Source organism: Nocardia sp. NPDC050175 (genome assembly GCF_044459885.1).
In the GTDB taxonomy this organism is placed as follows: domain Bacteria; phylum Actinomycetota; class Actinomycetes; order Mycobacteriales; family Mycobacteriaceae; genus Nocardia.
The window spans coordinates 39118-63222 of the sequence record NZ_JBITJI010000010.1 but is presented as its reverse complement, the minus strand read 5'-3'; the positions used below and the strand labels follow the sequence as shown (position 1 = coordinate 63222).

Below are 24105 nucleotides of genomic sequence, written 5' to 3'. Positions count from 1 at the left end.
GCTCACCGCTGCTTCGGTAGGCCGGGCGGATTGATCCGCGACTCGGTGACCTGCTCGGTCTTCAGGCCCCACCGATCGATCACCTGCTGATAGGTGCCGTGTTGGATGGCGTAGTTCAGCGCGTGCTGGACCGCGGTGATCAGCCCGTTGTTCTTCTTGGTGAGCACCGCGATCTCGCCCTGCAGCGCGTCGCCCGCCCCGGAGAAGGTGGCGAGGATCTTGGTCTGGTTCGCGGTGGCGGAGTGGTAGATCGCGGTCGGGTTCGGGCCGATGTAGCCGTCCAGCCGCTGCGAGGCGAGCGCCAGGTAGTAGTCGCTGGTCTGCTGGAAGTAGGCGATGTCGATGGGCGCCAAGCCCTCCGCGCGGTTCTGCTCGTTCCACTTCACCAGCAGCTGTTCCTGGTTGGTGCCGCTGCCGACGCCGATCCGCTTGCCCGCCAGGCTCTTACGATCCTTGTATTCGAGGGTGCTCTGCTTGGGCACCTCCAGCGCGACGGTGTCATTGCGGTAGGTGGCGAAGTCGTACTTCTCCTTGCGCTCCTCGGTCACCGTCACATTGGCGATGAAGGCGTCGACCTCACCGGAATCGATGCGTACGAAGTTCTGTGACCAATCCGCCACCTGCAGTTCGAGTTTCAAGCCGAGGATGTCGGCGACCAGCGAGGCGAAATCGACCTCGGAGCCGACCACGGTCTTGTCGTCGTCGGCGTAGAAGCGCAGCGGCGGCGCGGTACCGGACGCGCCGGTCACCACGAAGGTGCCGCGATCCCGAATGGCCTGCGGCACTTCGGCGGCGATGCTGTCCACCTTGGTGGTGCGCACCCGGCCGGTCTGGGCGGCGGAGAGGTCGAAGGTGATCGCACCGGCGGGCTGGGCCGCGGACTCTGCTTCGGGATCGGTGCAGCCGGTGGCCAGCAGTACGACCGCGGTCGCGGCGGCGGTGGCCAGGGCGGAGAGCTTCATCGGGAACCTGTTCATCAACGGACTCGGGAAAGGAACGCGCGGGTGCGCGGGTGGTGCGGATTGTCGAGGACGGCCTCGGGCGGCCCTTGTTCGACGATGGCGCCCGCATCGAGAAACACCACGGTGTCGGCGATCTCGCGGGCGAAGCCGATCTCATGGGTGACGATCACCAACGCGGTGCCGCCGTGCGCGAGGTCGCGGATTACATCCAGGACCTCGCCGACGAGTTCGGGATCCAGCGCGGAGGTGGGTTCGTCGAACAGAATCACCCTGGGGCGCAGGGCAAGTGCCCGCGCGATCGCGACGCGTTGCTGCTGGCCACCGGAGAGCCTGCGCGGGTACGCGTCGGCCAGTTCGCCGATGCCGACCCGGTCCAGCAGCACCCGCGCCTCGGCCTCGACCTCTTTGCGGTCCCGGCGCTGCGCGGAAAGCGGTGCGATGGTGACGTTGTCGAGCACGGTCAGATGCGGGAACAGGTTGAACTGCTGGAAGACGAACCCGATGCGGGAGCGCTGCTTACGCACCTCACGGTCGGGCAGCGCGTGCAAGGTGTTGCGGCGCAGCCGATATCCGATGAGCTCACCGTCGATGTGCACGGTGCCCGCGTCCAGCGACTCCAGGTGGTTGACCACCCGCAGCAGCGTGGACTTGCCGGAACCGGACGGGCCGATCACCGTGACCACCTCGCCGGAGCGCACGGTCAGGTCGACGCCGCGCAGCACCTCGTGCGCGCCATAGGCTTTACGGACGCCGCGGACTTCGACGGCGAGTGCGGTGGTCATCGGGTCGCTCCTCGCGGTGCGGTGGAACCGGATTCGGCGACCTCGCGCAGCTTCTGCCAGGCCCGCTGGGCCGGTGACGGTGGTGGCGTGCGCTGGGTGCCCTTGGCGTAGTGGCGCTCGATGTAGTACTGCGCCACCGAGAGAATGGTGGTGAGCACGATGTACCAGGCGGTCGCGACCAGCAGCAGCGGCACCACCCGGCCGTTGCGGCCGTAGATCACCTGGACCTGGTAGAACAGCTCCGCGATCGCCATCACCGACACGATCGAGGTGCCCTTGAACAGGCTGATCACCTCGTTGGTCGCATTGGGCAGGATCGAGCGCATGGCCTGCGGGACCACGATGGAGCGGAACTGGCGCACCTTCGGAATACCCAGCGCGGCAGCGGCTTCCAGCTGACCGGCGTCGACGGAGATGATGCCCGCGCGGATGATCTCGGCCGAGTACGCCGCCTGATGCAGCGCGAGACCGATCACCGCCGCGCTGAATCCGCTGATCACGCCGTTCACCTCGAAGGTGAAAAACGAAGGACCGAACGGGATTCCGATCGACAGCGTGTTGTACAGGTAGGCGATGTTGAACCAGAACAGCAGCTGCACGATGAGCGGAATCGACCGGAACGCCCAGATATAGCTCCACGAGATGACCCGGAGCACCGGATTGTTCGAGAGCCGCGCGATGGCCAGCGCGGTGCCGAGCAGGAAGCCGAGCGCGGTACCCCACGCGGTGAGTTCCAGGGTCACCTTCAGCGAGGCCAGCACCGACTTCGCGGTGATGTACTTCGCGAAAGTCGGCCAATCCCAACCGGGATTGGTGACCAGGCCGTGGATGAACTGGGCGAGCAGGATGAGCGCGACGGCGCTGATCACCCAGCGCCACGGGTGCCAGGTTTTGGCGACAGTCGGCGCGGAATCGCCTGAGCCGGTGGCGGATCCGTCCGGCACCAGGTCGAACGCGGTGGTTGCGCGAGTCTCGGTAGCGACCGGATCGCCGTCGGTAGTGCTGGGGACAGCGGCGGCATCGGGTGCGGTGGACGCGGTCATGACTGCGCCTCGTCGGCGCTCGGCTCCGTCATGACTGCAGCTGTGCCTGGTGTTCGCTCGCTGCGCTCACTCATGGTCGGGGTCCTTCGGAAGAACGAACGAGACCGCGCCACCTCGGGCCGCGGTCACATCACCCGGCCAGCGACGGGTGCAACAGACTGGCTGCGGGTCAGCCCCGACAGCTCGCGGTCGTCACCTTGCATTGGTCGATATGTCGGCGGCCCCAACGGGCGCCTCGGACAGCGGAGATGATCACTTCGGTTCCTCCATCGGTCCCGGCGGAAGCACCCGCACCCGGTGAGCCGGGGGGTTGCTGCGACGTCGACGAGCCAGGTCTCTCGGTCGCTCTGGATGGTTGTCGCCGATCCGGACACCGGATGATGTCAGGGTCGAGCCGAATTATCATGCCCAGCAGGGGAACCCTTAGACAAGGGAAGCGATCATCGTGAGCGTAGATCTTGTCTCGGCTCGATTCGCCGGGTATTTCGGATAGCCGGACATGCGCTGGCTCAGCCTGATCGAAGGCGGCCTGTCAGGTGTCGACTTCATGGGGCGGGCGCTCACGTACTCGGGCGGCTCCGCCGGGAAGCAGCATACGGCTTAGCGCAAGCCTCGATGTGCGGACCCCACGAACTCGTCCTGTGAAACCCGTCAACCGGGGGCCACGGCCGACGCCCGATGACACGCCGAGAGCTTGCCGCAGGCAATACAGCCAGTTCACAGCGTTTGCCGGAGTACCGTCAGCCTTCGATTCGCGTCGACGATGAGAAGAGGTCTCCATGGCCGTACCGCGCCGTCTGACCATGCTGTCCGCTGCCGCCACCTGCGCGCTGGCGCTCGCCGCCCCCAGCGCGGGCGCGGCGCCGACACCGTCCGCAACGGCCCCGGTCCAGCCCGGTCCCACCCAGACCGGAACCGTCGCCCCCGGCGACCTGTTCGGCGTCTACAACACCGCGATCGACGGCCTGCGCGCGTTCGGCATGCAGCCCTTCCTCTACCCGACCGCGGCCGCGTACTGCCTCAACGGCAACTCCCTCGGTCTCGCCCCGGCCGTGGCCGGGGCGGTGCCGGGCCCGTGGCCCAAGACCTCGGTCACCATCCCCGGACTCGACCTGTCCGCCGTCAAGGCCGGACAGACCATGTTCACCTTCGTCCCCTACGGCCTGAACCAGGACGGACCGGACACCACCGGCATGCAGGTGGCCTGGCTGAACGTGACCAGCGGCCGCGGCGGCCTCGCCTCGATGGGCCCGCTGTCCACCATCCTGCGCGCGATGATCCCCGCCGAAGTCCCGATCGCCCTGCGCCCCATCGCCGAACGCGCCATCCAGGACTTCTTCTTCGCCGCGCTGCCGATGGGTGGCGTGCGCGCCGTGCCCGTCGACACCGGGCAGGGCACGGTGCTCGCCGCGGTCTTCGGGACCGTCGAGAACGGTGGCAAGTCCTGCTTCTTCCTGCCGACGGTGGGGATCACCGAGGTTCCATAGGAAGGCGTTATGTGTTGAGCGCGCGACCCTTCCAGCGCAGCGCGCCGCGTCGTCGGGCGCGATGGGAGCGGGCCCACAGCAGTAAGTAGGCGACTACCGAGAACGGGTGGGCCAGGGCCGCAAGGACATCGGTGGGGGAGAGTGGTCCGCTGGTTTCGGTGGAGCGGGCCAGCAGTCTGCCGGTGACGGCCGCCGCGTAGCCGACGGCACCGGCACGGCGGACGGCCCCACGACCGCCTAGCGCCGCCAAGGGCGGGACCCAATAGGCCAGAGCGGCAAGTGTTCCCACGGCGGCTCCGCCCGCGATGGTGCCGCCGTAGGCGGACCACAGCCAGCGGGTGTATCCGGCGTCGAGTTGAGCAGCGTCCTCGTACATTCGGGTGCTCGCCAGGCGGCCCGCAGCGACGAGGGTGGTGGGTTGTCCTGCCCGGCGCAGTGTTCGGGCGATGTCGAGGTCTTCGGTGGCGCTCGCGGCAACCGCGGCGTGTCCGCCGACGGCTCGGTAGGCGGCGGTATCGAACACCAGAAACTGGCCACAGGCAACGGAAGTCGACGGCCGCAGGCTCCAATTGGCCAGTGCGATCGGCAGCGTGGCCGCCCAAGACCAGCACAGCAACGGCTGCACCAAGGTCTCGGCCACCGACTCGGCCCGTTGCACGGGCCACGGTGACACCAACGCGACTCGCTGCCTGCGTAATTCGGTGACGGCCGCGGCGACCGCTCCCGGTGCCAGCCGCACATCCGCGTCGACGAACACCAACACCGGCGTATCCACCGATTCGGCCAATCGCGCACATGCGGCGGCTTTGCCGGTCCATCCGGATGGTGGTTCGGTGTCGTTGCGCAACACCGTGATTCGGGGATCCCCACCGGCCGCATCGATCGCCGTCACAAAAGTGTCATCGCCCGACGCGTCATCGAGAATCACGACACTCATTCGCGAGACTCCGCGCTGCGCCCGCAGATCCGCGATCAACCCGGGCAGCCGCGTGGCCTCGTCACGAGCCGGAACACACACGGTGACCGGCTCGATCACCTCGACCGCGGTATTCACCAACTGCCGCACCGTAACCCGGTTGCAGAGCGCGATTCCAGCGCCCGTCAACGAGATTCCGGCCCCGCACCACACCGCCCGGCTCACGGAACTCGGCTGCGGCACAACGGCTCAGCGGCCCTGTTTGACCGTTTTCCACCAGCGGCTCCAGGACAGGCCGGTGGGGGCGCCCGGTGCGGGCGGATTGCGGTCCATGTAGGCCATCGCGGCGACGATGGCGGCGACGGCGAGGGTGATGCCGCCGACGATGCCCGCCCAGCCCGCGAACGAGCGGGTGTTCGGGTCGGCGTAGCTGACCTCGGCGCGCAACGTGGAGACGTCGCCGGCGGGCAGCTTCCAGGAGACGATGTTGTCGCCCTCGCGATTGCCGTTGGTCTTGGCCACGCGGGCCGGGAACGCGATGGTGAACTGCACGTCGGAGCCGTGCGGCGGCACGGATTTCAGGTCGACGCGCCCGCTCAGGCTCACCAGGTCACCGGCGCGCTGGAATTGCAGTTGGAACATGCCCTGGGTTTGCTCGGACAGCTGACCGAGCTGGCCGACCTCGCCGAACGACATGTCCTCGAAGAACACCTGGCTGCCGACGTACCCGTCCTGGGAGTAGGACTCGATGCGCACCTTCGCGGCGAGCGAGTCGGGCGCCTTCAGCTGCGGCCCCTTGTCATTGGCATCGGTGGGTACGACCGCGGCGACGATCCGCCCGGACACGCGGTCGTTGGACGAAACACCCATCGACACCTGCACCCGCAGGCACCCCGCGAGCAGGGGCACCAGCAACGCCGCGAGCAGAACCGCCGCGGCGACACGCGCTCCAGGGCGGGGCGTCCGCGGCGACGGTAGTACCGGGGCATCGGGCATCGTGGTGACGGGACTCGGCTGCACGGGGACATCGTGCCAGGCCATCCGTCCAGATGCCCACGCGACGGGCGGAAGGAGCCCCGCGATGTGTCTCTGCTAGCCCGCCGGTGCGGGTTGCCGACGGGAAAAGTAGAGGTGACGCAGCAGCGGGAGGCCCAGAACAGCCAGCCCGGCGCCGCCGTAACAGGCCGAAATCGGTAGACCGAGAAACACGGCGTGCGCGAGTGCGGAGCCGAGCCAGGTCCACAGAAAAACCGCCACCGGCACCGCGACCGAGCCGGAATTCGGCGCGACGGTGTCCAGCCCCGCTGACGGAATCGCCGGATTATCCAGCCCCACTGACACGGTGACCGCGCGTTCCAAGGCGGTCAGCAGCGCACCCATGAGCAGCGCCACCGTGAACCAACCGAGATAATTGGTGAGCGGGATCTCCGCCAGACCAGGCAACCCCGAGTCGGTATCGCACCAGTTCCACTGACCATCGGCGACCATCTGCGGATCCAGAAATAAGTCCCAACCGACCGCGCCCACCGCCAGCAGACCGATCCGCGACACCGCCCGCCGCGTGAGCAGCCCGGCCACCACCCACACCGGATACAGCCCGCCGGTCCACGCCAGCGGAACCACCAGCGGCACCCCGCTGAGCACGGGCCCCAGTCGGTCCACCGCGTACTCGTAACACCCGAACGGCACGTCCCTCGCGGTACCGACGACCTCGGCAGCCAGCCCGAGCCCCGACACGATCACCAAAAACCCAGCCGCATAACGAATCCCACGCGTAGCCGCCGCATGCGCCAACGCCGTACCCGCCGAAAGCAGCACAACCGCCACCGTGACCCGGTCCCGCCCACCGCCATGCGTCAGCGGATAGGCGATCTGCACGAGCACCAGCACCACCGCCAACGCAACCGGCGCACATCGCCGCACTGTCTCACGTGCGCCACCCCGCCTCACCGCCGCACGCCTCCTGATTCCCCGCACCGGAAATCGCATGCAATTCCCGGTGCGGGAAGTCGGGAAGCGTGCGGCTGCGTCGTCTTCGCCTGCGGAGCAGCGGAGATCGGCTGCGGCGCAGGTCGCGGACGCACCGTTGCACGTGCGGCACCCCGCTTCACAGGGGCACGCCTTTTGATTCCTCGCACCTGGAATCGCATGCGATTCCCGGTGCGAGAAATCGGGAAGCGTGCGTGTGTTCGGTCATCGCTTGCGTAGCAGTGGGAATCGGTGGCGGCGGAGGTCGCGGAGGGCGAGGGTGGCGGCGGTGCGGCCGCTGGCGCCGGAGACGCCGCCGCCGGGGTGGGTCGACGCGCCGGTCAGGTACAGGCCCGGTGCGCCGGGTACGCGCTGGCCGGACAGTTCCGGCAGTGGCCGCCACAGCATCATCTGATCCAGCGACATCTCCACGTGCATCACATTGCCGCCCAGCAGGCCCATCTCCCGTTCTAGATCGACCGGTGTCTGTACGTGCTTGCGCAGCACCGAATCGGCGAAACCCGGTGCGTAGGAGTCGACTTCGGCGATGATGCGGTCGCCCTCTCGCTCGGCGTGCTCGGCCCAGTCGCTGCCGTCGGCCAATCGATACGGATGCCACTGCGCCCACAGCGAGAGCTGATGCTCGCCGGGCGGCGCGATACTCGGGTCCAACGCGCTGAAACTCATCGCGAGCACCACCGGCCGCGGCGGCAGATCCCCGGCCGACGCGGCCCCGTGGGCGAGCCGGAGCTGACGCCGGTCCGACACGAGAAACTGGAGGCCACGGGCGGATTCGTCGACCGAGCTGCCCGGATAGTTCGGCAACGACCGGGTCGCCACCCGCACCACCATGCCGATCCCGAGCCCGACCCGAATGCGCCGCCCCCAGTCATCGAGCACGGCGGCGTCGAATCCGCCCTCGCGCAACAGATCCAGCGTGGTGAGCACGTGCGAGCCCGCGATGACGGTGTCGGCGTACAGGTTTCGCCCCGATGCGGTGCGCACCCGCCAGCCGTCCCCGTCACGCCGCAGCGCGGTCACCGCGTCACCCGCCGTCACCACGCCGCCGTCGGCGCGCAACCGCTCGACGAGCGCGGCGGACAGCGCGCCACTGCCGCCGACCGCACGTCCAGGCGGCAGCGTGTGCATGAGCGCGGCGAACCCCACCATCGGCGCGGTGCCCGGCTCCGACATCGGCGGACCGGACTGCGCGCCGAACCAGGCCAGCGACGCCTTGAGCCGTTCGTCCTGAAAGTACGTGTCCAGCAACGCGTCCCCGGACTGCAGGAACTCCCGCGACAACGCGCTCCCGCCGTCCTTCGCGTCCAGCCCCCAGAACGAGCGCAGCAACCGGCCCGGCGTCGGCCCACCGCCGAACGCGCGCATCACCCGCGCGCTCCGTGGCCCCCACACCTCGACAAACCGCCGATACGCCACCGCATCTCGATCACCACAGGCCGCCGCGATCGACGCGCACGTGGCATCCAGATCGCGATGGAACACCAGCGGCGCGCGCCCGTCCCTGCCTGGCGTGAAACCCCAAGGGTCGCAATCGATGTACCGCAGCCCGAAGCGAGCGAGCTCCAGCTCTTCGATGATCCCCGTGTGCCGCACCATGATGTGCGCGGAGGACCCGCGATCGACCAGATGTCCGGGAAACCGTTCGACCGTCGACACCGCCCCGCCGAGCACCTCGTCGCGTTCCAGCACTTCCACCGAATGCCCGGCCCGCGCGAGATAACAGGCGGCGACCAGCGCATTGTGGCCCGAACCGACCACAACGACCGTCACGTGACCCTCACCACGGCACCCCGCGGGCCCGGTTCCAGAAGCGTTGTGCGCCAGGGCGCAGCCCTCACAGCGGCAGCCGCCGTCCGAGAATGGCGAACGGCCGATTGTCACCGGCGAACACGAAATTCCGCACCACGTCGGTGAATTCCTGCCGCCGATACAGCCGCCAGGCCCGGTTGTCCTCCCCGGCCACCTCCGGGGTGGACAGCAGCACGGCCTTCTCCGGCCGGTCCCGCAGCAGCCGTTCCAGCAGCGTGCCGCCGATGCCGAGCCCCTGCGCCGACGGGTGCACGTGCAGCTCGGTCAGCTCGAAATAGTCCGAAAGCAGTTCGCGCGTCGAATGTTCCGGCCATCCGGAGCGCCGCATCCCGCTGTGCACCTGCTGGTGCCACCACTGGTGCGCGGCACCGCGGTAGCCGTAGGCGATCGCCACGATCGGCGACGAGCGTAGGTCGACGTGCCCCGAATCGTCGGGGACCACCGCGGCCACGGCCTGCCAGCCGGGGCGGGTGGTGTGCTCGGTCCACATCGGCGCGCGATGGTGTTCGGTGCCGCGCGGATAGTCCATCGCCGCGACATACACCGCCAGCGCATCGTGCAGCCGGGAGCGCAGTGCCGCGACGGAGAGGTCGACGACGACAGGTGCGGGAGTGTGATTGGGCTTGACGGCGGTCATGGCTCTCGTCGGGTCCACAGCGGGCGCGGAAGTTTGTCGGTGGGCGTCTCTATATTCAATCTCAATTCAAACGTTCGAATACTTGTTCGGTCACACTAGGCGGTGTTGGCTCCAGGTATGCGATGGCGGAGGGACTCCGAGATGTCTGGTCGGGTCGAACATCCGGGACAGCCCGGTCGAGCGGGCAAGCTGCTGCAACGGGCCGATGGTCTGCTGATGGAGGCGGCGGGGGAGCGGGACCCGCGCGAGCGGTTCCGCACCGCCTATTTGGCCGCTTTGCGCGGTGCGGGCGCGGTGATCGCACTCACCGGCGCCGACAACGCGCCGCGGGCTCGTTCGCGTAACGCTTGGGTGCTGATGCAGTCCGCCGCGCCCGAGTTCATCATGTGGGCCGATTACTTCAGCGCACGCTCGGAGACCAGGGCCGCACTGGAGGCCGGACTCGATCGTGACATCGACGAAGACGAGGCCGACGAGTTCTATTCGCGGGTAGGAGCATTCCTGCACGACGTCGAAGATCTCCTTACCGCATCGGCTCGGTTGCGCCCCGCACCGGGGTGGACAAACGGTATGACCGGATAGTGACCGGCGGCACGCCCACATAGTTATGGGCGACTAGGTGGTACGGCCCTGATCGAACTCGTATCATTGGTGACAGATAGCCGCCAAGGTCGGCTATCAGGTCGCCTACCCGGAGGCGACAGCCACGCCTAGTGCCGGGGGAGGTACCGTGCCACTCTCCGAGCACGAGCAGCGCATGCTCGAACAGATCGAGAGCGCGCTCTATGCTGAGGATCCGAAGTTCGCGTCGTCCGTCCGCGGCGGGCGCCTTCGCTCGACCTCGAGTCGTCGCAGACTCCAGGCCGCGGCCTTGTTCGCCCTTGGTCTGTTTCTACTCGTCGCCGGCATCGCCGCTCCAGTGAAGCCCGGCGGCTTCCCGATCATCAGTCTGGTCGGCTTCATCGTCATGTTCGCGGCCGGCGTACTGCTGCTGGTCGGCACCTCCAAGGGCATTGCGAAGGGTGATCGGGCGGGCGGCGACGCCACGCCCGGTGGTCCAGGCGGCGGAGCGGCCGGACAGCGTGGGCGCCAACGCAAGTCCGGCGGATTCTCCGAACGCATGGAGGACCGCTTCCGGCGACGGTTCGAGCAGGATTAGCTCGCTCGTAGCCTGACAATCGCAGACAGACGGCGACGCCGCACCGAACCGGTGCGGCGTCGCCGTCTTGCGTGTGGATAGCCCGGTGCCGCCGATGATCGCCGCGCGGGCTCGGCGGCGGTTGCCCCACCTCTCCCCACAAGATCCCCCACTTCGCCCCATCCTCGGCTGAACGACGCGGCACCTGGGCGTTTGCTGGGTGTTTCCGGGCCTTTGTCCATGCGGACTGTGCGTGTCGGCAGAACACGCAAAAAGTTCTCCACCATGGTGATAGCTGGGATGACCTGCGAAATCGCCTGAGCGGGGAGCCAGATCACCGGCAGTTTCGATTGAAAGTGGGGGAAAGTGGGGTAATGTGGAGCGCGCACTACAGGAAAGGCCGACCATCGAGGTGATCGACTAGGGAGGTATCGAGTTGTTTCTCGGTACCTACACACCTCGGCTGGACGACAAGGGGCGACTCACGTTGCCTGCGAAATTTCGAGACGATCTGGCGGGAGGGTTGATGGTCACGAAGGGTCAGGACCACAGCCTTGCCGTGTATCCCAAAGAAGAGTTCACCGCGCTCGCTCGTCGGGCCGCGGCGGCATCTCGAAGTAACCCGCAGGCGCGCGCGTTCGTCCGGGCACTTGCGGCTGGAACGGATGAACAACGTCCGGACGCACAGGGCCGGATCGTGTTGTCAGCCGAACATCGGCGTTACGCAAACCTGCAACGGGATTGCGTGGTGACCGGGTCGGTCGACTTCCTCGAAATATGGGACAAGCAGGCGTGGGACTCCTACCTCGCCGAGCACGAGGAGGATTTCTCGCAAGCGAGAGACGAGTCGCTGGGCGGAATCTTCTAGCCCCGAGCGAACGAGTGCCGCGCGGCCTCTGCCCGGACGCGGACCCTGACGTACTTCCCCGACGCCAGGTGCCGAGGTTCGGTCAGAGACCACGGGGCATTCGTCTCCGGCAACGGTTTCTTATGCAAAAGCACTTGCGGCCCAATGAGACACAATCGCGAAGCGCTCGTTGGGCCGATGGGGTGCGGGAACTCCCGCATCGGCACAGAGGAACAAGGCGACCCGTGCGCGGTGCGCGACGAAGCGAGGCAGATCCCGGGAGGTCGAGGTGAACCGTGAGCAGGACGGCCCCCGCCATGTTCCTGTTCTGCTCGGCCGGGCCGACGGGTTGCTCGGGCCCGCGCTCACCGAACCCGGTGCGGTCTATCTCGACGCGACCCTCGGTCTCGGCGGACACGCCGAACATTTCCTGCGCACCTATCCCGGCCTCCGGCTCGTCGGTCTCGATCGTGACACCGCAGCGCTGAAGCTGGCCACCGAGCGGCTCGCGCCGTTCGCGGACCGAGTCACCCTGGTGCACACCCGATACGACGGGATCGCCGACGCGCTCGACCAGGCCGGGCTCGCCGCCCGCGGGTCGGTCTCCGGCATCCTGATGGATCTCGGCGTGTCGTCGATGCAACTCGACGAGGCCGAGCGCGGCTTCGCCTATTCCATCGACGCGCCGCTGGACATGCGGATGGATCCCACTACCGGCCCCACCGCCGCCGACGTGCTGAACACCTACAGCCACGGCGACCTGGCCCGGGTGCTGAAAACCTATGGCGAGGAACGCTTTGCGGGCCGCATCGCCTCCGAGGTGCTGCGCCGCCGGGCACAGAAGCCGTTCACCACCAGTGCCGAACTGGTGGAATTGCTCTACGCGGCGATACCGGCGGCGACCCGGCGCACCGGCGGGCATCCGGCCAAGCGGACGTTCCAGGCGTTGCGGGTGGAGGTCAACCGCGAGCTCGATTCGCTGCGCGCCGCGCTGCCCGCGGCGCTCGATTCGCTGCGGATCGGCGGCCGGATCGTCGTCATGTCGTATCAGTCGCTCGAAGACAAGGTGGTCAAGCAGGAGTTCGCGCCGCGCGCGGCCTCAAGGACCCCCGTCGACCTACCGGTCGAATTGCCCGGCATGGGACCGGAATTCCGGATGTTGACCCGTGGCGCGGAGAAGGCGACCGACGAGGAGATCGAGGAAAACCCGCGGGCCGCACCGGTAAGGATGCGGGCCGCGGAGCGAATTCAGGAGGTCGGATGAGACATGAGCTCGTCCGGCGGACCGGGTGCGGGGCCTGGACAAGGGAGGCCGGATGTCCCGCACAGACTCACGAGGGGACGACTGTATGAGCGAGCGAAGCGAACGAATCATGTGCCAGTGTGCGATACGCATGCCGGAGCCGAGCGCCAGCGAGGTGGAGGCATGAGTATTAGGACGCGGACCGTCGAGGCACCCGGGCGGATCGCTCGCCGGGTCCACGAATCCGAGCGGGTGAAATCGGGTGCCGCGCAACGGGCCTACGCCCGGCGCCGGACTCGTGCCGAAACCCGTTCGGACACACCCGATCTGCCGCGTCGGGAGCGATCGGCGATGGCCGGGCGCATTCCGTTCGTCGCGGCGATCATCGCGCTGCTCGGCTGCGGTCTCGCGCTCACCCTGCTGCTCACCACCCGCGCCGCGGAGGACAGCTACCAGCTCGGCGACATCAGGGCGACCAACAAGCGGCTGGCCGACGAGCGCGCCGCGCTGCAGCGTGAGGTGGAGTCCGCGGATTCCGCGCCCGACCTGGCCGCCCGGGCCAGGGAACTGGGCATGATCCCGGCCAAGGACCCGGCCCGCATCGTGGTCGCGCCCGACGGCACCGTGACGGTGATCGGTAAACCGACTCCGGCAGAAGGCCCCCCGGTGCCGCCGCTGAACGTTTCGCCCGCCGCGCCTGGCAGCGGGCAGCCGGGAAATCCGCAGGCGGGCAACATACAGGCTCGCGGTGAACGAGTGATGCCGGTGACCACCACACCGCCGCCACCCGCCCTGCCACCCGCGCCGGGCAACGGTGCGCCGGCGAACGTTCAGGTGAACGCTGCTCCGGCGAGCCCGGTTCCGGCCAGCCCGGTTCCGGCGGCGCCCGCCGCGCCGCAGCAGGCCGACGTCGCGCATCCGCCCACCGATCTCGCGCAGGGGCAGGCGGAAACGGCACAGCCACAGGCACTTCCAGACGGAGGACAGCGGTGACACAGACCAGGCCCGCCCCGCGCCAGCGACGCGGGCCTGGTCCAGGCAAGGCTGCCAGACCACGCTCCGCACCACCGAAGAAGGGTCAGCCGCTGCGGAGGCGGCTCGGCGCGGGCCGGATCTTCATGCTGATCGCGCTCGGCGTCGTCGCGCTGCAATTGCTGTGGATCCAAACCATCAACGCGCCAAGCCTTTCCGCGCAGGCGGCGAACCAGCGCAGCAACACCGAGGTCGACTACGCGGTGCGCGGCCCGCTCACCGACCGCAACGGCAAGTCGCTCGCGTACACCATCGCCGCGAAACAGCTGAATTTCCAACCGATCGTGGTCCGCAAGCAGCTGGCCGACGCGAAAGCCAAGAACGACAAGGCGCCCGATCCGGACGAGCGACTGAAGGCCATCGCCAAGACCGTGCACGACAAGCTCGGCAAGGCGGGACCCTCGGAGTCGGACCTGCTCGCCAAGCTGCGTAGCGACGAAACGTTCGTGTACCTGGCGCGCGGCGTCGACCCGAGGATCGCCGCGGATATCCGCGCGCAGTATCCCGAGGTCGGTGCGGATTCCCAGTACCCGAGGGAGCATCCGGGCGGTTCGTTGGCGGCCAACGTGCTCGGCGCCACCGGCTGGGACGGGCACGGCCAGGTCGGGCTCGAGTCCTCGCTCGACTCGGTGCTCGCGGGCACCGACGGTTCACACACCTACGACCGCGGCTCCGACGGCGCGGTCATTCCCGGCAGCTCGCGCGACAAACAGGATGCCGTCAATGGTCACGGCGTGGAGTTGACCCTGGACTCGGACCTGCAGTACTACGTGCAACAGCAGGTGCAGCAGGCCAAGGAAATGTCCGGCGCCAACTCGGCTTCCGCTGTCGTGCTCGACGCCAAGACCGGGCAAGTGCTGTCGATGGCCAACGACAACACCTTCAATCCGCAACTGGGCCCGCAGAATTGGTCCGGCGCCGACCTGGACAACCCGTCGGTGTCCAACGTGTTCGAGCCCGGCTCGGTGAACAAGATCATCACCGCGGCCGCCGCGATCGAGTACGGATTGACCAATCCCGATGAGGTGCACCAGGTTCCGGGCGAGATCCGGATGGCGGGCGTGACCGTGCACGACGCGTGGGTCCATGATGTGGCGCCGTACACCACCACCGGCATCTTCGGTAAATCTTCGAACGTCGGCACCCTGATGCTGGCCCAGCGGGTCGGCGAGGATCGGTTCGCCGACATGGTGAATCGCTTCGGCCTCGGCCAGCGAACCGGCGTCGGCCTGCCGGGCGAAAGCGCCGGTGTGGTGCCCGCCCGCGATCAGTGGTCGGGCGGCACCTTCGCCAACCTGCCTATCGGCCAGGGTCTTTCGATGACGACGCTGCAGATGACGGGCATGTACCAGGCCATCGCGAACGACGGTGTGCGCATCCCGCCGCGGATCATCAAGGCCGAGATCGCGCCCGACGGCACCCGCACCGACGAGACCCAGCCCGACGGCGTGCGCGTGGTGAGCTCGCAGACCGCGGCGACGCTGCGCACCATGTTCCAGTCGGTGGTCCAGCGTGATCCGATGAACTCGAACCAGAACGGCACCGGCTGGCCCGCCGCGATCGACGGCTACCAGATCGCGGGCAAGACCGGCACCGCGCAGAAGGTCGACCCCAACTGCGGGTGCTACTCGACCTCGTCGTTCTACATCACCTTCGCGGGCATCGCCCCGGCCGACAACCCGCGCTACGTCATCGGCCTGATGCTCGACAACCCCATCCGCAGCTCGGACGGCAGCGGTGGCCAGTCGGCCGCACCGCTGTTCCACAACATCGCCTCCTGGGCGATGCAGCGCGACCGCATCCCGCCGTCGCCGGAGCCGTCCAAACGTTTCGTGCTCCAGGCGGACTGAATCCGTGCGGTCTGGGACTTACCGTAGGTGCGTTGCTGGGCCGTGACCGGCCGTCGGTAACCTGACTCGTCGTCCCAGTCCCCGCCCGCATCAGAGAGGAGCAATGTGCCTGCGCAGTCCAGCCAGCACGCGCTCCGGCCCGCCCAGCCGCCGGAAACCGCGCTGACCGCCGTGCTGGCGGCGACCAGTGCCGAGGCGACCGGACCCGTGCTCGCGCAGGTCCACGTCACCGGCATCGAGCAGCGGTCGCAGGCCGTGCGACCCGGTGACCTGTTCGCCGCGTTACCCGGCGCGCACGCGCACGGCGCCCGATTCGCCGCGGATGCGGTCGAACGGGGTGCGGTCGCGGTGTTCACCGATGCGGCGGGCGCTGAGCTGGCCGGGGAGCTGAACGTTCCGGTGCTGGTGCGCGAGAATCCGCGCGCGGTGCTCGGCGAGTTGTCGGCGATGATCTACGGCAACCCCTGTGAACGGCTGCGCATCGTCGGCATCACCGGTACCTCCGGCAAGACGACCACCTCTTATCTGGTGGAGGCCGGTCTGGCCGCGGCCGGACTGTCGACGGCGCTGATCGGCACCATCGAGACCAGGATCGGTGGTCGTTGGGTGCCGAGCGCGCTGACCACGCCCGAGGCGCCGCAGCTGCACGCGATGTTCGCGCTGATGGTCGAGCAGGGCGTGGACGCGGTGGTGATGGAGGTGTCCAGCCACGCGCTGGCGCTGGGCCGGGTGGACGGCGTCCGCTTCGCGGTCGGTGCGTTCACCAACCTGTCGCAGGACCACCTGGACTTCCACGCCGACTTCGAGGACTACTTCGCCGCCAAGCGCAGGCTGTTCGAGCCGACGTCGCCGATCGCGGCGCGGACCGCGGTGATCTGTATCGATGACGAGTGGGGCCGGCGCCTCGCGGACGGGCTCGAAGCACCGATCACGGTGTCCACCACCGGAACCGGTGCTTGGTCGCTGGACGGCCCGATCGCGGCGCACGGCGGCGAGCAGGAATTCACCGCGACCGGACCGAGTGGCAATATCGCTGTGCGACTGCGTCTTCCGGGGCGCTACAACGTCGCCAACGGACTGCTCGCGGTCGCCGTGTGCGCGGCCGCCGGTGTCGAGGCCTCGGTCGCCGCGCCCGCGCTGGCCACCGTCGACGTGCCGGGCCGGATGCAGCGGGTGGAGCGCGGGCAGGACTTCCTCGCGATCGTCGACTACGCGCACAAGCCCGCCGCGCTGGAATCGGTGATCGCCACGCTGCGTGGACATCTCGCCGCGGACGCGCCGGAATCGCCGGGACGCCTCGCCGTGGTGGTCGGGGCCGGTGGCGACCGCGACGCGGGTAAACGTCCGCTGATGGGCGCGGTAGCGGCCAAAGGCGCCGATCTGGTGATCATCACCGACGACAACCCGCGCAGCGAGGACCCGGCGGAGATCCGGGCGGCGATGCGGACCGGTGCGCTGGCGGAGGCCGCCCGCGGCGAGGTGCGCGAGCTCGGCGACCGCGCCGAAGCCATTGCGGCGGCGGTGAATTGGGCTCAGCCCGGCGACGTGGTACTGGTTGCGGGCAAGGGGCACGAGGCAGGGCAGGAGATCCGGGGTGTGAAGCACCCCTTCGACGACCGCGACGTGCTCGCGGCGGCACTGGACAAGCGAAGTCCGCATAACGCGGACGCGGAGGACTTGACGGTTTCATGATCGAGATGACACTGCGGGAGATCGCGGACGTCGTCGGCGGCACGCTGCACGACGTCCCCGACCCGGAGGTGCGGGTGACCGGTTCGGTCGAATTCGATTCGCGCCAAATCGGTTCCGGTGATCTGTTCCTGGCGCTGCCCGGCGAGCGGTCCGACGGCCACGACTGGGCGGCAACGGCGGTCGCCGCCGGTGCGGTCGCGGTGCTGGCGGCACGGCCGGTGGGCGTGCCCGCCATCGTCGTCACCCCCAGCCCCGGCTCGGTGCCGTCGACTTCCGTTGCGCTGGCCGGTGATTCGGACGGTTCGGGGGCCGCGGTGCTCGCCGCGCTCGCCGACCTCGCCCGCGCCAGTGTGCAACGACTCACTGCGGCAGGCACTCTCACGGTGATCGGGGTGACCGGCTCGTCCGGCAAGACCTCGACCAAGGACCTGCTCGCCGCCGTGCTCGCGCCGCTGGGCACGGTGGTCGCCCCGCCCGGCTCGTTCAACAACGAACTCGGCCACCCGTGGACCGCGTTGCGCGCCAACGCCGATACGCGTTTCCTGGTGCTCGAGATGTCCGCGCGCGGCCCCGGCCATATCGCGGCGCTCGCCGAGGTGGCGCCGCCGACCATCGGCGTGGTGCTCAACGTCGGCACCGCGCACCTCGGTGAGTTCGGCAGCCGCGAGGCCATCGCCAAGACCAAAGGCGAACTGGTGCAAGCGCTTCCCCCGTCAGGGCTGGCCGTGCTCAACGCCGATGACAACCAGGTCGCCGCGATGAGCTCGCGCACCACCGCCCGCGTGGTGACCGTTGGCCGATCCGACGGCGCCGACATCCGCGCCACCGATATCCGGCTCGATGACGAAGCGCGCGCCGGATTCACCCTGCACACCTCCGTCGGCAGCATCCCGATCCAGCTGGCCGTGCACGGCGAACACCAGGTCGGCAACGCACTGTCCGCGGCGGCGGTCGCCCTCGAATGCGGTGCTGACCTCGACACGATCGCGCAGTCGCTGTCCGAAGCCCACGCCGCGTCCGCCCGTCGAATGGACGTGCAAACCACCGCGGGCGGCGTGACCGTGATCAACGACTCGTACAACGCCAACCCCGATTCCGTCCGCGCCGCGCTCAAAGCCCTGGTCACCATGTCGCGCGCGGGCGAAAACCCGCGCCGCAGCTGGGCCGTGCTCGGCGAAATGGGTGAGCTCGGCGAGGAATCCGTGATCGAACACGACCGGATCGGCCGGCTCGCAGTGCGGTTGGACGTGCACCGGCTGATCGTGGTCGGCGACGGAAGGCCGTCCCGCGCGATGCATCAGGGAGCCGTGATGGAAGGCTCATGGGGCGAGGAGTCAATCCTCGTGCCCGACATCGGCGCGGCCATCGCGTTGCTCGACGACGAAGTCGAGGCGGGTGATGTGGTGCTGGTCAAGGCGTCGAAGTCGGTGGGCCTCTGGGAGGTCGCCGAACACTTGATCAAATCGGAGCCATCCAGCGGACTTACGGGAAGCACGGAGGCAATGGATTGAGACAGATTCTATTCGCGGCGGCCATAGCGCTCGCCGTGTCGATTCTGCTGACCCCGCTGCTGATCAAGATGTTCGCCAAGCAGGGCTTCGGCCAGGAGATCCGGGTCGACGGCCCGGCGAGTCACCAGGCCAAGCGCGGCACGCCCACCATGGGCGGCGTCGCCATCATCATCGGCATGTGGGCCGGCTATCTCGGTTCGCACCTGATCGGCATCGGCTATCGCGCGGACGGGCCTTCGGCCTCGGGCCTGCTGGTCCTCGGCCTGGCCACCGCGCTCGGCGGCGTCGGCTTCGTGGACGACTTCATCAAGATCCGCAAGCAGCGCAACCTCGGTCTGACCGCCGCGGGCAAGTACCTCGGCCAGCTCACCGCCGCCGTCGTGTTCGGCGTGCTCGCGCTGCAGTTCCGCGGCGCGAGCGGGCTGACCCCGGCCAGCAGGCATCTGTCCTATGTGCGCGATATCAGCACGGTGACGATGGGTGTCGTCGTGTTCCTGGTCTTCGTCTGCCTGGTGGTCGTCGCCTGGTCCAACGCGGTGAATCTCACCGACGGGCTGGACGGGCTCGCCGCCGGATCGATGAGCCTGGTGCTCGGCGGCTATGTGGTCATCACGTTCTGGCAGTACTACCACGCCTGCGAGATCAAGGCGGAGGTCGGCTGTTACAACGTGCGTGACCCGCTCGACCTGGCGCTGGTCTGCGCCGCGGGCGCCGCGGCGTGCGTCGGCTTCCTGTGGTGGAATGCCGCGCCCGCCAAGATTTTCATGGGTGATACCGGCTCGCTTGCGCTCGGCGGCATGCTGGCCGGACTGTCCATCACCACCCGGACCGAGCTGCTGATGATCGTCATCGGCGCTCTGTTCGTTGCCGAAACCCTGTCGGTCGTGCTGCAGGTGGCGGTGTACCGCACCACGCGCAACCGGCTGTTCAAGATGGCGCCGTTCCATCATCACTTCGAACTAAGCAAGTGGGCCGAGACTACGGTGATCATCAGGTTCTGGCTATTGGCCGCGATGGCTTCCGCCGTCGGGCTCGGTTTGTTCTACAGCGAATATCTCTCTGCGGTCGGGTGAACTAAACGATGGTCGAACATTCTCCTCGGGCCCTGCGATCACCTGGGCCCATGCTCGAATTCCTGCGTGGCCGTGACGTTCTCGTCGCGGGCTGGGGCATATCGGGACGCTCGCTGATCGAGCCGCTGCGCGATATCGGCGCGCGCCCGGTGGTCACCGACGGTGGCGCTGCGGCGCTGGCCGAGGCGGCCGGGCTCGGCCTGGACATCGCCACCTGCGTGGAACTGGAAACCACCGACTGGAGCCGGTTCGCGCTGGTGATCACCAGTCCGGGGTGGCGACCGGACTCACCGGTGCTCGCCGCGGCGGTCGCCGAGGGCACCCCGGTGTGGGGCGACGTCGAATTCGCCTGGTGGGTCGATCAAGCCAGGATCTACGGCCCGGTGCGTAAGTGGCTGGTGATCACCGGAACCAACGGCAAGACCACCACCACCCAGATGACGCATGCCATCCTGCGTGCCGCGGGCATCCCGAGTGTCGCGTGCGGCAACATCGGCCTGCCGATCCTGGATGCGTTGCGGCGCAGCCCGGGACCGCAGGTGCTCGCCGTCGAGCTGTCCTCGTTCCAGCTGCACTGGGCGCCGTCGGTGCGTCCGGAGGCGGGCGTGGTGCTCAATGTGGCCGAGGATCACCTGGACTGGCACGGCGGCCTCGACGCGTACGCCGCCGCCAAGGCGCGGGCGCTGGTCGGCCGGGTCGGTGTGGTCGGGCTCGACGATCCGGTGGCCGCCTCGCTGGCCCGCCGCTCGAAAGCCCGTCGCACCGTTGGCTTCCGGATCGGCGTGCCCGCCGACGGTGAGCTCGGCGTGGTCGACGGCAAGCTGCTCGATCGCGCGTTCACCAAGGCCGCGATCCTGGCCGAGGTCGGCGACATCAGCCCGCCCGGGCCCGCCGGCGTCGCCGACGCGCTCGCTGCGGCCGCGCTCACCAGGGCCATCGACGTTGCGCCGCAGTTCATCCGGGAGGGGTTGATCGAGCACAAGGTCGGCCCGCACCGGTCCGCGTTCGTGCGCGAGGTCGGCGGCGTCGACTTCATCGACGACTCCAAGGCGACCAACCCGCACGCCGCGCGCACCGCGATCCTGGCGCATCAGCAGGTGGTCTGGGTGGCCGGTGGTCAGCTCAAGGGCGCGCACATCGAGGACCTGGTCGAAGAGGTCGCCGACCGGCTGGTCGCGGTGGTGCTGATCGGGGCGGACGCACCGGTATTCGCGGCCGCGTTGGCGCGACACGCGCCTGAGGTCCCGGTCATCGAGCTGATCGCGGGAGACGATGCAGGGATGGGTGACGCGTCGAGAGATAAGGCCGACGCCGTGATGGCGCGTGCCGTACAGGCCGCGGCCGGGTTCGCCCGACGCGGCGACGCCGTACTGCTCGCCCCCGCGGCGGCTTCGTTGGACATGTTCGCCGATTACACGCATCGGGGCCGCAGTTTCGCGGCGGCGGTGCACGCACTGGAAGACGGTGACGTCGGGCGGACGCTATGACGGAAACGATGCGGCGGAAGGAACAGCAACCCCGAGCCGGTGCCAGGTTCGTGGCCTGGTTGGCGCGGCCGCTCGCGTCGTTTCATCTGGTCGTCACCATCGCGACGCTGCTGACCGTGCTCGGCTTGGTGATGGTGCTTTCCGCGTCGAGCGTCGAGGCGTATGCCGATGGGGGATCGGCGTATTCGCTGTTCATCCAGCAGGCGATGTTCGCGGCGATCGGTACCGTCTTGTTCTATCTCGCGCTGCGGATTCCGTTGCGCCGGTTGCGGCAGTGGTCGTTTCCGCTGTTCGTGCTGTCGGTGCTCGGGCTGGTACTCGTGCTGGTCCCCGGCATCGGTTCCAAGGTGCAGGGTGCGCGGCGGTGGATCGACCTCGGCGTCTTCAACGTGCAGCCGTCGGAGATCGTGAAAGTCACGCTGGTGGTGTGGGGCGCGCATCTGCTGGCGTCGCGCCGCTCGGAGCACGCGGGGCTGAAAGACATTCTGATGCCGCTGGTTCCGGCGGGTCTGCTGGTGTGTCTGCTCGTCGTGGTGGAACCGAACCTGTCGACGACGATCGCGTTGGGCATGGTGATCGCGGCGCTGCTGTGGTTCGGCGGCCTGCCGCTGCGGCTGTTCGTGACGGTTGCGGTATCCGGCCTGATCGCGGCGACGGTGCTCGCCTTGTCGGCGGGTTATCGATCCGATCGCATGCGCGCGTTCTTCAACCCCGGCGACGACCCGCAGGGCATGGGTTATCAAGCGCGCCAAGCGCTCTACTCACTCGCCGACGGCGGCATCTGGGGCCGCGGCCTCGGACAGAGCCGGGCCAAGTGGAGCTACCTGCCCAACTCGCACAACGACTTCATCTTCGCCATCATCGGCGAGGAACTCGGCTTCCTCGGCTGCGCCCTGGTGCTCGGACTGTTCGCGCTGTTCGTCTACACCGGAATCCGCATCGCCAGCCGCTCGGTCGATCCGTTCCTGCGGCTGCTCACCGCTACCGCGACAACGTGGATCACCGGCCAGGCGCTGATCAACATCGGCTACGTGGTCGGCCTGCTCCCGGTCACCGGCCTGCAGCTGCCGCTGGTGTCGGCGGGCGGTTCGTCGCTGGCCATCACCCTGTTCATGTTCGGCATCATCGCCAACGCGGCCAGGCACGAACCGGAGGCCGTCTCCGCGCTGCATGCCGGGCAAGACGGTAGGTTCAGTAAGTTGCTGCGGCTGCCCAAGCCGGAGGTGTACTCGCCGGCGCGGGCCAGTGCCGCCAGGGCGAAGTCCGCTCAGCGAAAGGCGCCGCGGCCGGGCAGACAAGCCTTGCCCGCGCGGCGGCCGCAGCCGGAGCCGGGACGACGCCGCTCGCCGGAGAGTCGCGGCACCAGCTCGCTGCGGGCCACCAGAGCGTGGGAACCCACCTACCCGGTCAACCACACAAGAGAACGAGGAAAATCTAGGTGATCTCGGTAATCGTCGCAGGCGGCGGCACGGCGGGCCATATCGAACCCGCCCTCGCGGTGGCGGACGCGCTGCGGCGGCTCGACGATTCGATCCGGGTGACAGCACTGGGCACCGAGCGCGGCCTGGAGACCAAGCTGGTTCCGGAGCGCGGCTATCCGCTCGAACTCATCCCGCCGGTGCCGTTGCCGCGCAAGCCGACCGCGGATCTGCTGCGGCTGCCCGGCCGGGTGCGCGCCTCGGTGGCGCGGACCAGGGCGGTGATCGACGCGGTCGAGGCCGATGTGATCGTCGGCTTCGGCGGGTATGTGGCGCTGCCCGCGTACCTGGCCGCCGGGTCCGGTCTGCTGCGGCGCAGGCGCGCGGTGCCGGTGGTGGTGCACGAGGCGAATGCCAAAGCCGGGATCGCGAACAAGGTCGGTGCCCGCCGGGCCGCGCGAGTGCTTGCCGCGGTACCGGATTCGGGGTTGGCGGGAGCGCAGGTCGTGGGTATCCCGGTTCGCGCCGCGATCACCACGCTCGATCGGGCCGCGCTGCGGGCCGAGGCGCGGGCGCACTTCGGGCTGCCCGCCGAGGGGCCGGTGCTGCTGGTGTTCGGTGGATCGCAGGGTGCGGTCAGCTTGAACGAGGCGGTGTCGGGTGCCGCGACGCAGCTCGCGGCCGCGGGCATCTCGGTGCTGCACGCGCACGGGCCCAAGAACACCCTTGATGTCGCCGCAGGAGCGGAGCCTGCGGAGCGACCCGCAGCCGGGAGTGGCGCGACCGCACCGTATGTCGCGGTGCCGTATCTTTCCCGGATGGACCTCGCCTACGCCGCCGCCGACGCGGTGGTCTGCCGGTCGGGTGCGATGACCGTCGCCGAGGTGTCGGCGGTCGGGCTACCCGCCTTCTATGTGCCGCTCGCGCACGGCAACGGCGAGCAGGAACTCAATGCCAGGCCCGTCGTCCGGCAGGGCGGGGGCAGAATTGTCCCGGATTCGGAGCTGACGCCGAAATACGTGATCGATGAGGTGATTCCGCTGCTCATGGACTCCGCACGGCTGATCGAGATGGGTCGTGCCGCGGCCAGTGCTGGGCATCGCGACGCCGCTGACGCGGTGGCGCGGATCGTGTTGGAGGTTGCCCGTGGCTGACGAGGATCTCTCGGCTCTGCCGCCGTCGTTGGCGC

Annotated in this window: 21 protein-coding genes and 1 riboswitch; of the genes, 13 read left to right on the top strand and 8 right to left on the bottom strand. The window is 68.6% G+C overall.

Annotated features, from left to right (window positions below; genetic code table 11):
- Positions 1 to 2 precede the first annotated feature (2 nt).
- From ACIBK2_RS30430 to ACIBK2_RS30420, 3 genes are read right to left on the bottom strand one after another with little or no spacing between them, the layout of a single operon-like run.
- On the bottom strand, positions 3 to 977 hold the full coding sequence (locus ACIBK2_RS30430; protein WP_396972076.1) for an ABC transporter substrate-binding protein: 975 nt from the start codon (positions 975 to 977) through the stop codon (positions 3 to 5).
- The gene (locus tag ACIBK2_RS30425; protein WP_379287096.1) at positions 977 to 1744 is read right to left on the bottom strand and encodes an amino acid ABC transporter ATP-binding protein; all 768 of its coding nucleotides are present in this window, start codon (positions 1742 to 1744) and stop codon (positions 977 to 979) included. The genes ACIBK2_RS30430 and ACIBK2_RS30425 overlap by 1 nt, the downstream gene beginning before the upstream one ends.
- Complete coding sequence (locus tag ACIBK2_RS30420; RefSeq protein WP_396972073.1) at positions 1741 to 2787, bottom strand: amino acid ABC transporter permease; 1047 nt, start codon at positions 2785 to 2787, stop codon at positions 1741 to 1743. The genes ACIBK2_RS30425 and ACIBK2_RS30420 overlap by 4 nt, the downstream gene beginning before the upstream one ends.
- Positions 2788 to 3050: 263 nt before the next feature.
- Positions 3051 to 3145: riboswitch (SAM riboswitch) on the bottom strand.
- Positions 3146 to 3566: 421 nt separating this feature from the next.
- Here ACIBK2_RS30420 and ACIBK2_RS30415 point away from each other — a divergent pair.
- Positions 3567 to 4274: a hypothetical protein gene (locus ACIBK2_RS30415; RefSeq protein WP_396972071.1), complete on the top strand. Its 708-nt coding sequence runs from the start codon at positions 3567 to 3569 to the stop codon at positions 4272 to 4274.
- Positions 4275 to 4281: 7 nt separating this feature from the next.
- On the opposite strand, the gene ACIBK2_RS30410 is transcribed toward ACIBK2_RS30415, so the two are convergent.
- The 5 genes from ACIBK2_RS30410 to ACIBK2_RS30390 form a co-directional block, all read right to left on the bottom strand.
- Entirely contained in the window at positions 4282 to 5415 is a 1134-nt protein-coding gene (locus ACIBK2_RS30410; protein WP_396972069.1) for a glycosyltransferase, read from the bottom strand.
- A 24-nt stretch (positions 5416 to 5439) separates the two neighbouring features.
- The gene (locus ACIBK2_RS30405) at positions 5440 to 6186 is read right to left on the bottom strand and encodes an LppM family (lipo)protein (protein WP_396972496.1); all 747 of its coding nucleotides are present in this window, start codon (positions 6184 to 6186) and stop codon (positions 5440 to 5442) included.
- Positions 6187 to 6282: 96 nt separating this feature from the next.
- The gene (locus tag ACIBK2_RS30400) at positions 6283 to 7074 is read right to left on the bottom strand and encodes a carotenoid biosynthesis protein (protein WP_396972067.1); all 792 of its coding nucleotides are present in this window, start codon (positions 7072 to 7074) and stop codon (positions 6283 to 6285) included.
- Between the two features lie 309 nt (positions 7075 to 7383).
- Entirely contained in the window at positions 7384 to 8949 is a 1566-nt protein-coding gene (locus ACIBK2_RS30395; RefSeq protein WP_396972065.1) for a phytoene desaturase family protein, read from the bottom strand.
- 64 nt (positions 8950 to 9013) lie between these two features.
- Positions 9014 to 9625, bottom strand: coding sequence for a GNAT family N-acetyltransferase (locus ACIBK2_RS30390; protein WP_357381941.1), 612 nt, complete (start codon positions 9623 to 9625; stop codon positions 9014 to 9016).
- 141 nt (positions 9626 to 9766) lie between these two features.
- Between ACIBK2_RS30390 and ACIBK2_RS30385 the strand changes: the two genes are divergently transcribed.
- From ACIBK2_RS30385 to murG, 12 genes are all read left to right on the top strand, one after another.
- Complete coding sequence (locus tag ACIBK2_RS30385; RefSeq protein ID WP_396972063.1) at positions 9767 to 10207, top strand: SAV_6107 family HEPN domain-containing protein; 441 nt, start codon at positions 9767 to 9769, stop codon at positions 10205 to 10207.
- 148 nt (positions 10208 to 10355) lie between these two features.
- Positions 10356 to 10784 carry a DUF3040 domain-containing protein gene (locus ACIBK2_RS30380; RefSeq protein WP_396972061.1) on the top strand — a complete coding sequence of 143 codons (429 nt, stop codon included), beginning with the start codon at positions 10356 to 10358 and terminating at the stop codon, positions 10782 to 10784.
- Positions 10785 to 11199: 415 nt separating this feature from the next.
- Entirely contained in the window at positions 11200 to 11631 is a 432-nt protein-coding gene (mraZ, locus tag ACIBK2_RS30375) for a division/cell wall cluster transcriptional repressor MraZ (protein WP_040733463.1), read from the top strand.
- A 268-nt stretch (positions 11632 to 11899) separates the two neighbouring features.
- Entirely contained in the window at positions 11900 to 12874 is a 975-nt protein-coding gene (gene rsmH, locus ACIBK2_RS30370; protein ID WP_396972059.1) for a 16S rRNA (cytosine(1402)-N(4))-methyltransferase RsmH, read from the top strand.
- Positions 12875 to 13036: 162 nt separating this feature from the next.
- Positions 13037 to 13846 carry a hypothetical protein gene (locus ACIBK2_RS30365; protein ID WP_396972057.1) on the top strand — a complete coding sequence of 270 codons (810 nt, stop codon included), beginning with the start codon at positions 13037 to 13039 and terminating at the stop codon, positions 13844 to 13846.
- A complete protein-coding gene (locus ACIBK2_RS30360) occupies positions 13843 to 15735 on the top strand; it encodes a peptidoglycan D,D-transpeptidase FtsI family protein (protein WP_396972055.1) in 1893 nt (630 codons plus the stop codon). The genes ACIBK2_RS30365 and ACIBK2_RS30360 overlap by 4 nt, the downstream gene beginning before the upstream one ends.
- A gap of 105 nt (positions 15736 to 15840) precedes the next feature.
- Positions 15841 to 17427 (top strand): UDP-N-acetylmuramoyl-L-alanyl-D-glutamate--2,6-diaminopimelate ligase, encoded by a 1587-nt coding sequence (locus ACIBK2_RS30355; RefSeq protein WP_396972053.1) that lies wholly within the window; start codon positions 15841 to 15843, stop codon positions 17425 to 17427.
- Positions 17424 to 18938 carry a UDP-N-acetylmuramoyl-tripeptide--D-alanyl-D-alanine ligase gene (gene murF, locus ACIBK2_RS30350; protein WP_396972051.1) on the top strand — a complete coding sequence of 505 codons (1515 nt, stop codon included), beginning with the start codon at positions 17424 to 17426 and terminating at the stop codon, positions 18936 to 18938. The genes ACIBK2_RS30355 and murF overlap by 4 nt, the downstream gene beginning before the upstream one ends.
- On the top strand, positions 18935 to 20011 hold the full coding sequence (mraY, locus tag ACIBK2_RS30345) for a phospho-N-acetylmuramoyl-pentapeptide-transferase (protein ID WP_150406558.1): 1077 nt from the start codon (positions 18935 to 18937) through the stop codon (positions 20009 to 20011). The genes murF and mraY overlap by 4 nt, the downstream gene beginning before the upstream one ends.
- 50 nt (positions 20012 to 20061) lie before the next feature.
- Positions 20062 to 21498 (top strand): UDP-N-acetylmuramoyl-L-alanine--D-glutamate ligase, encoded by a 1437-nt coding sequence (murD, locus tag ACIBK2_RS30340; protein WP_396972049.1) that lies wholly within the window; start codon positions 20062 to 20064, stop codon positions 21496 to 21498.
- A complete protein-coding gene (ftsW, locus tag ACIBK2_RS30335) occupies positions 21495 to 22940 on the top strand; it encodes a putative lipid II flippase FtsW (RefSeq protein WP_396972047.1) in 1446 nt (481 codons plus the stop codon). The genes murD and ftsW overlap by 4 nt, the downstream gene beginning before the upstream one ends.
- Positions 22937 to 24070: an undecaprenyldiphospho-muramoylpentapeptide beta-N-acetylglucosaminyltransferase gene (gene murG / locus ACIBK2_RS30330; protein WP_396972046.1), complete on the top strand. Its 1134-nt coding sequence runs from the start codon at positions 22937 to 22939 to the stop codon at positions 24068 to 24070. The genes ftsW and murG overlap by 4 nt, the downstream gene beginning before the upstream one ends.
- Positions 24071 to 24105: the final 35 nt, after the last annotated feature.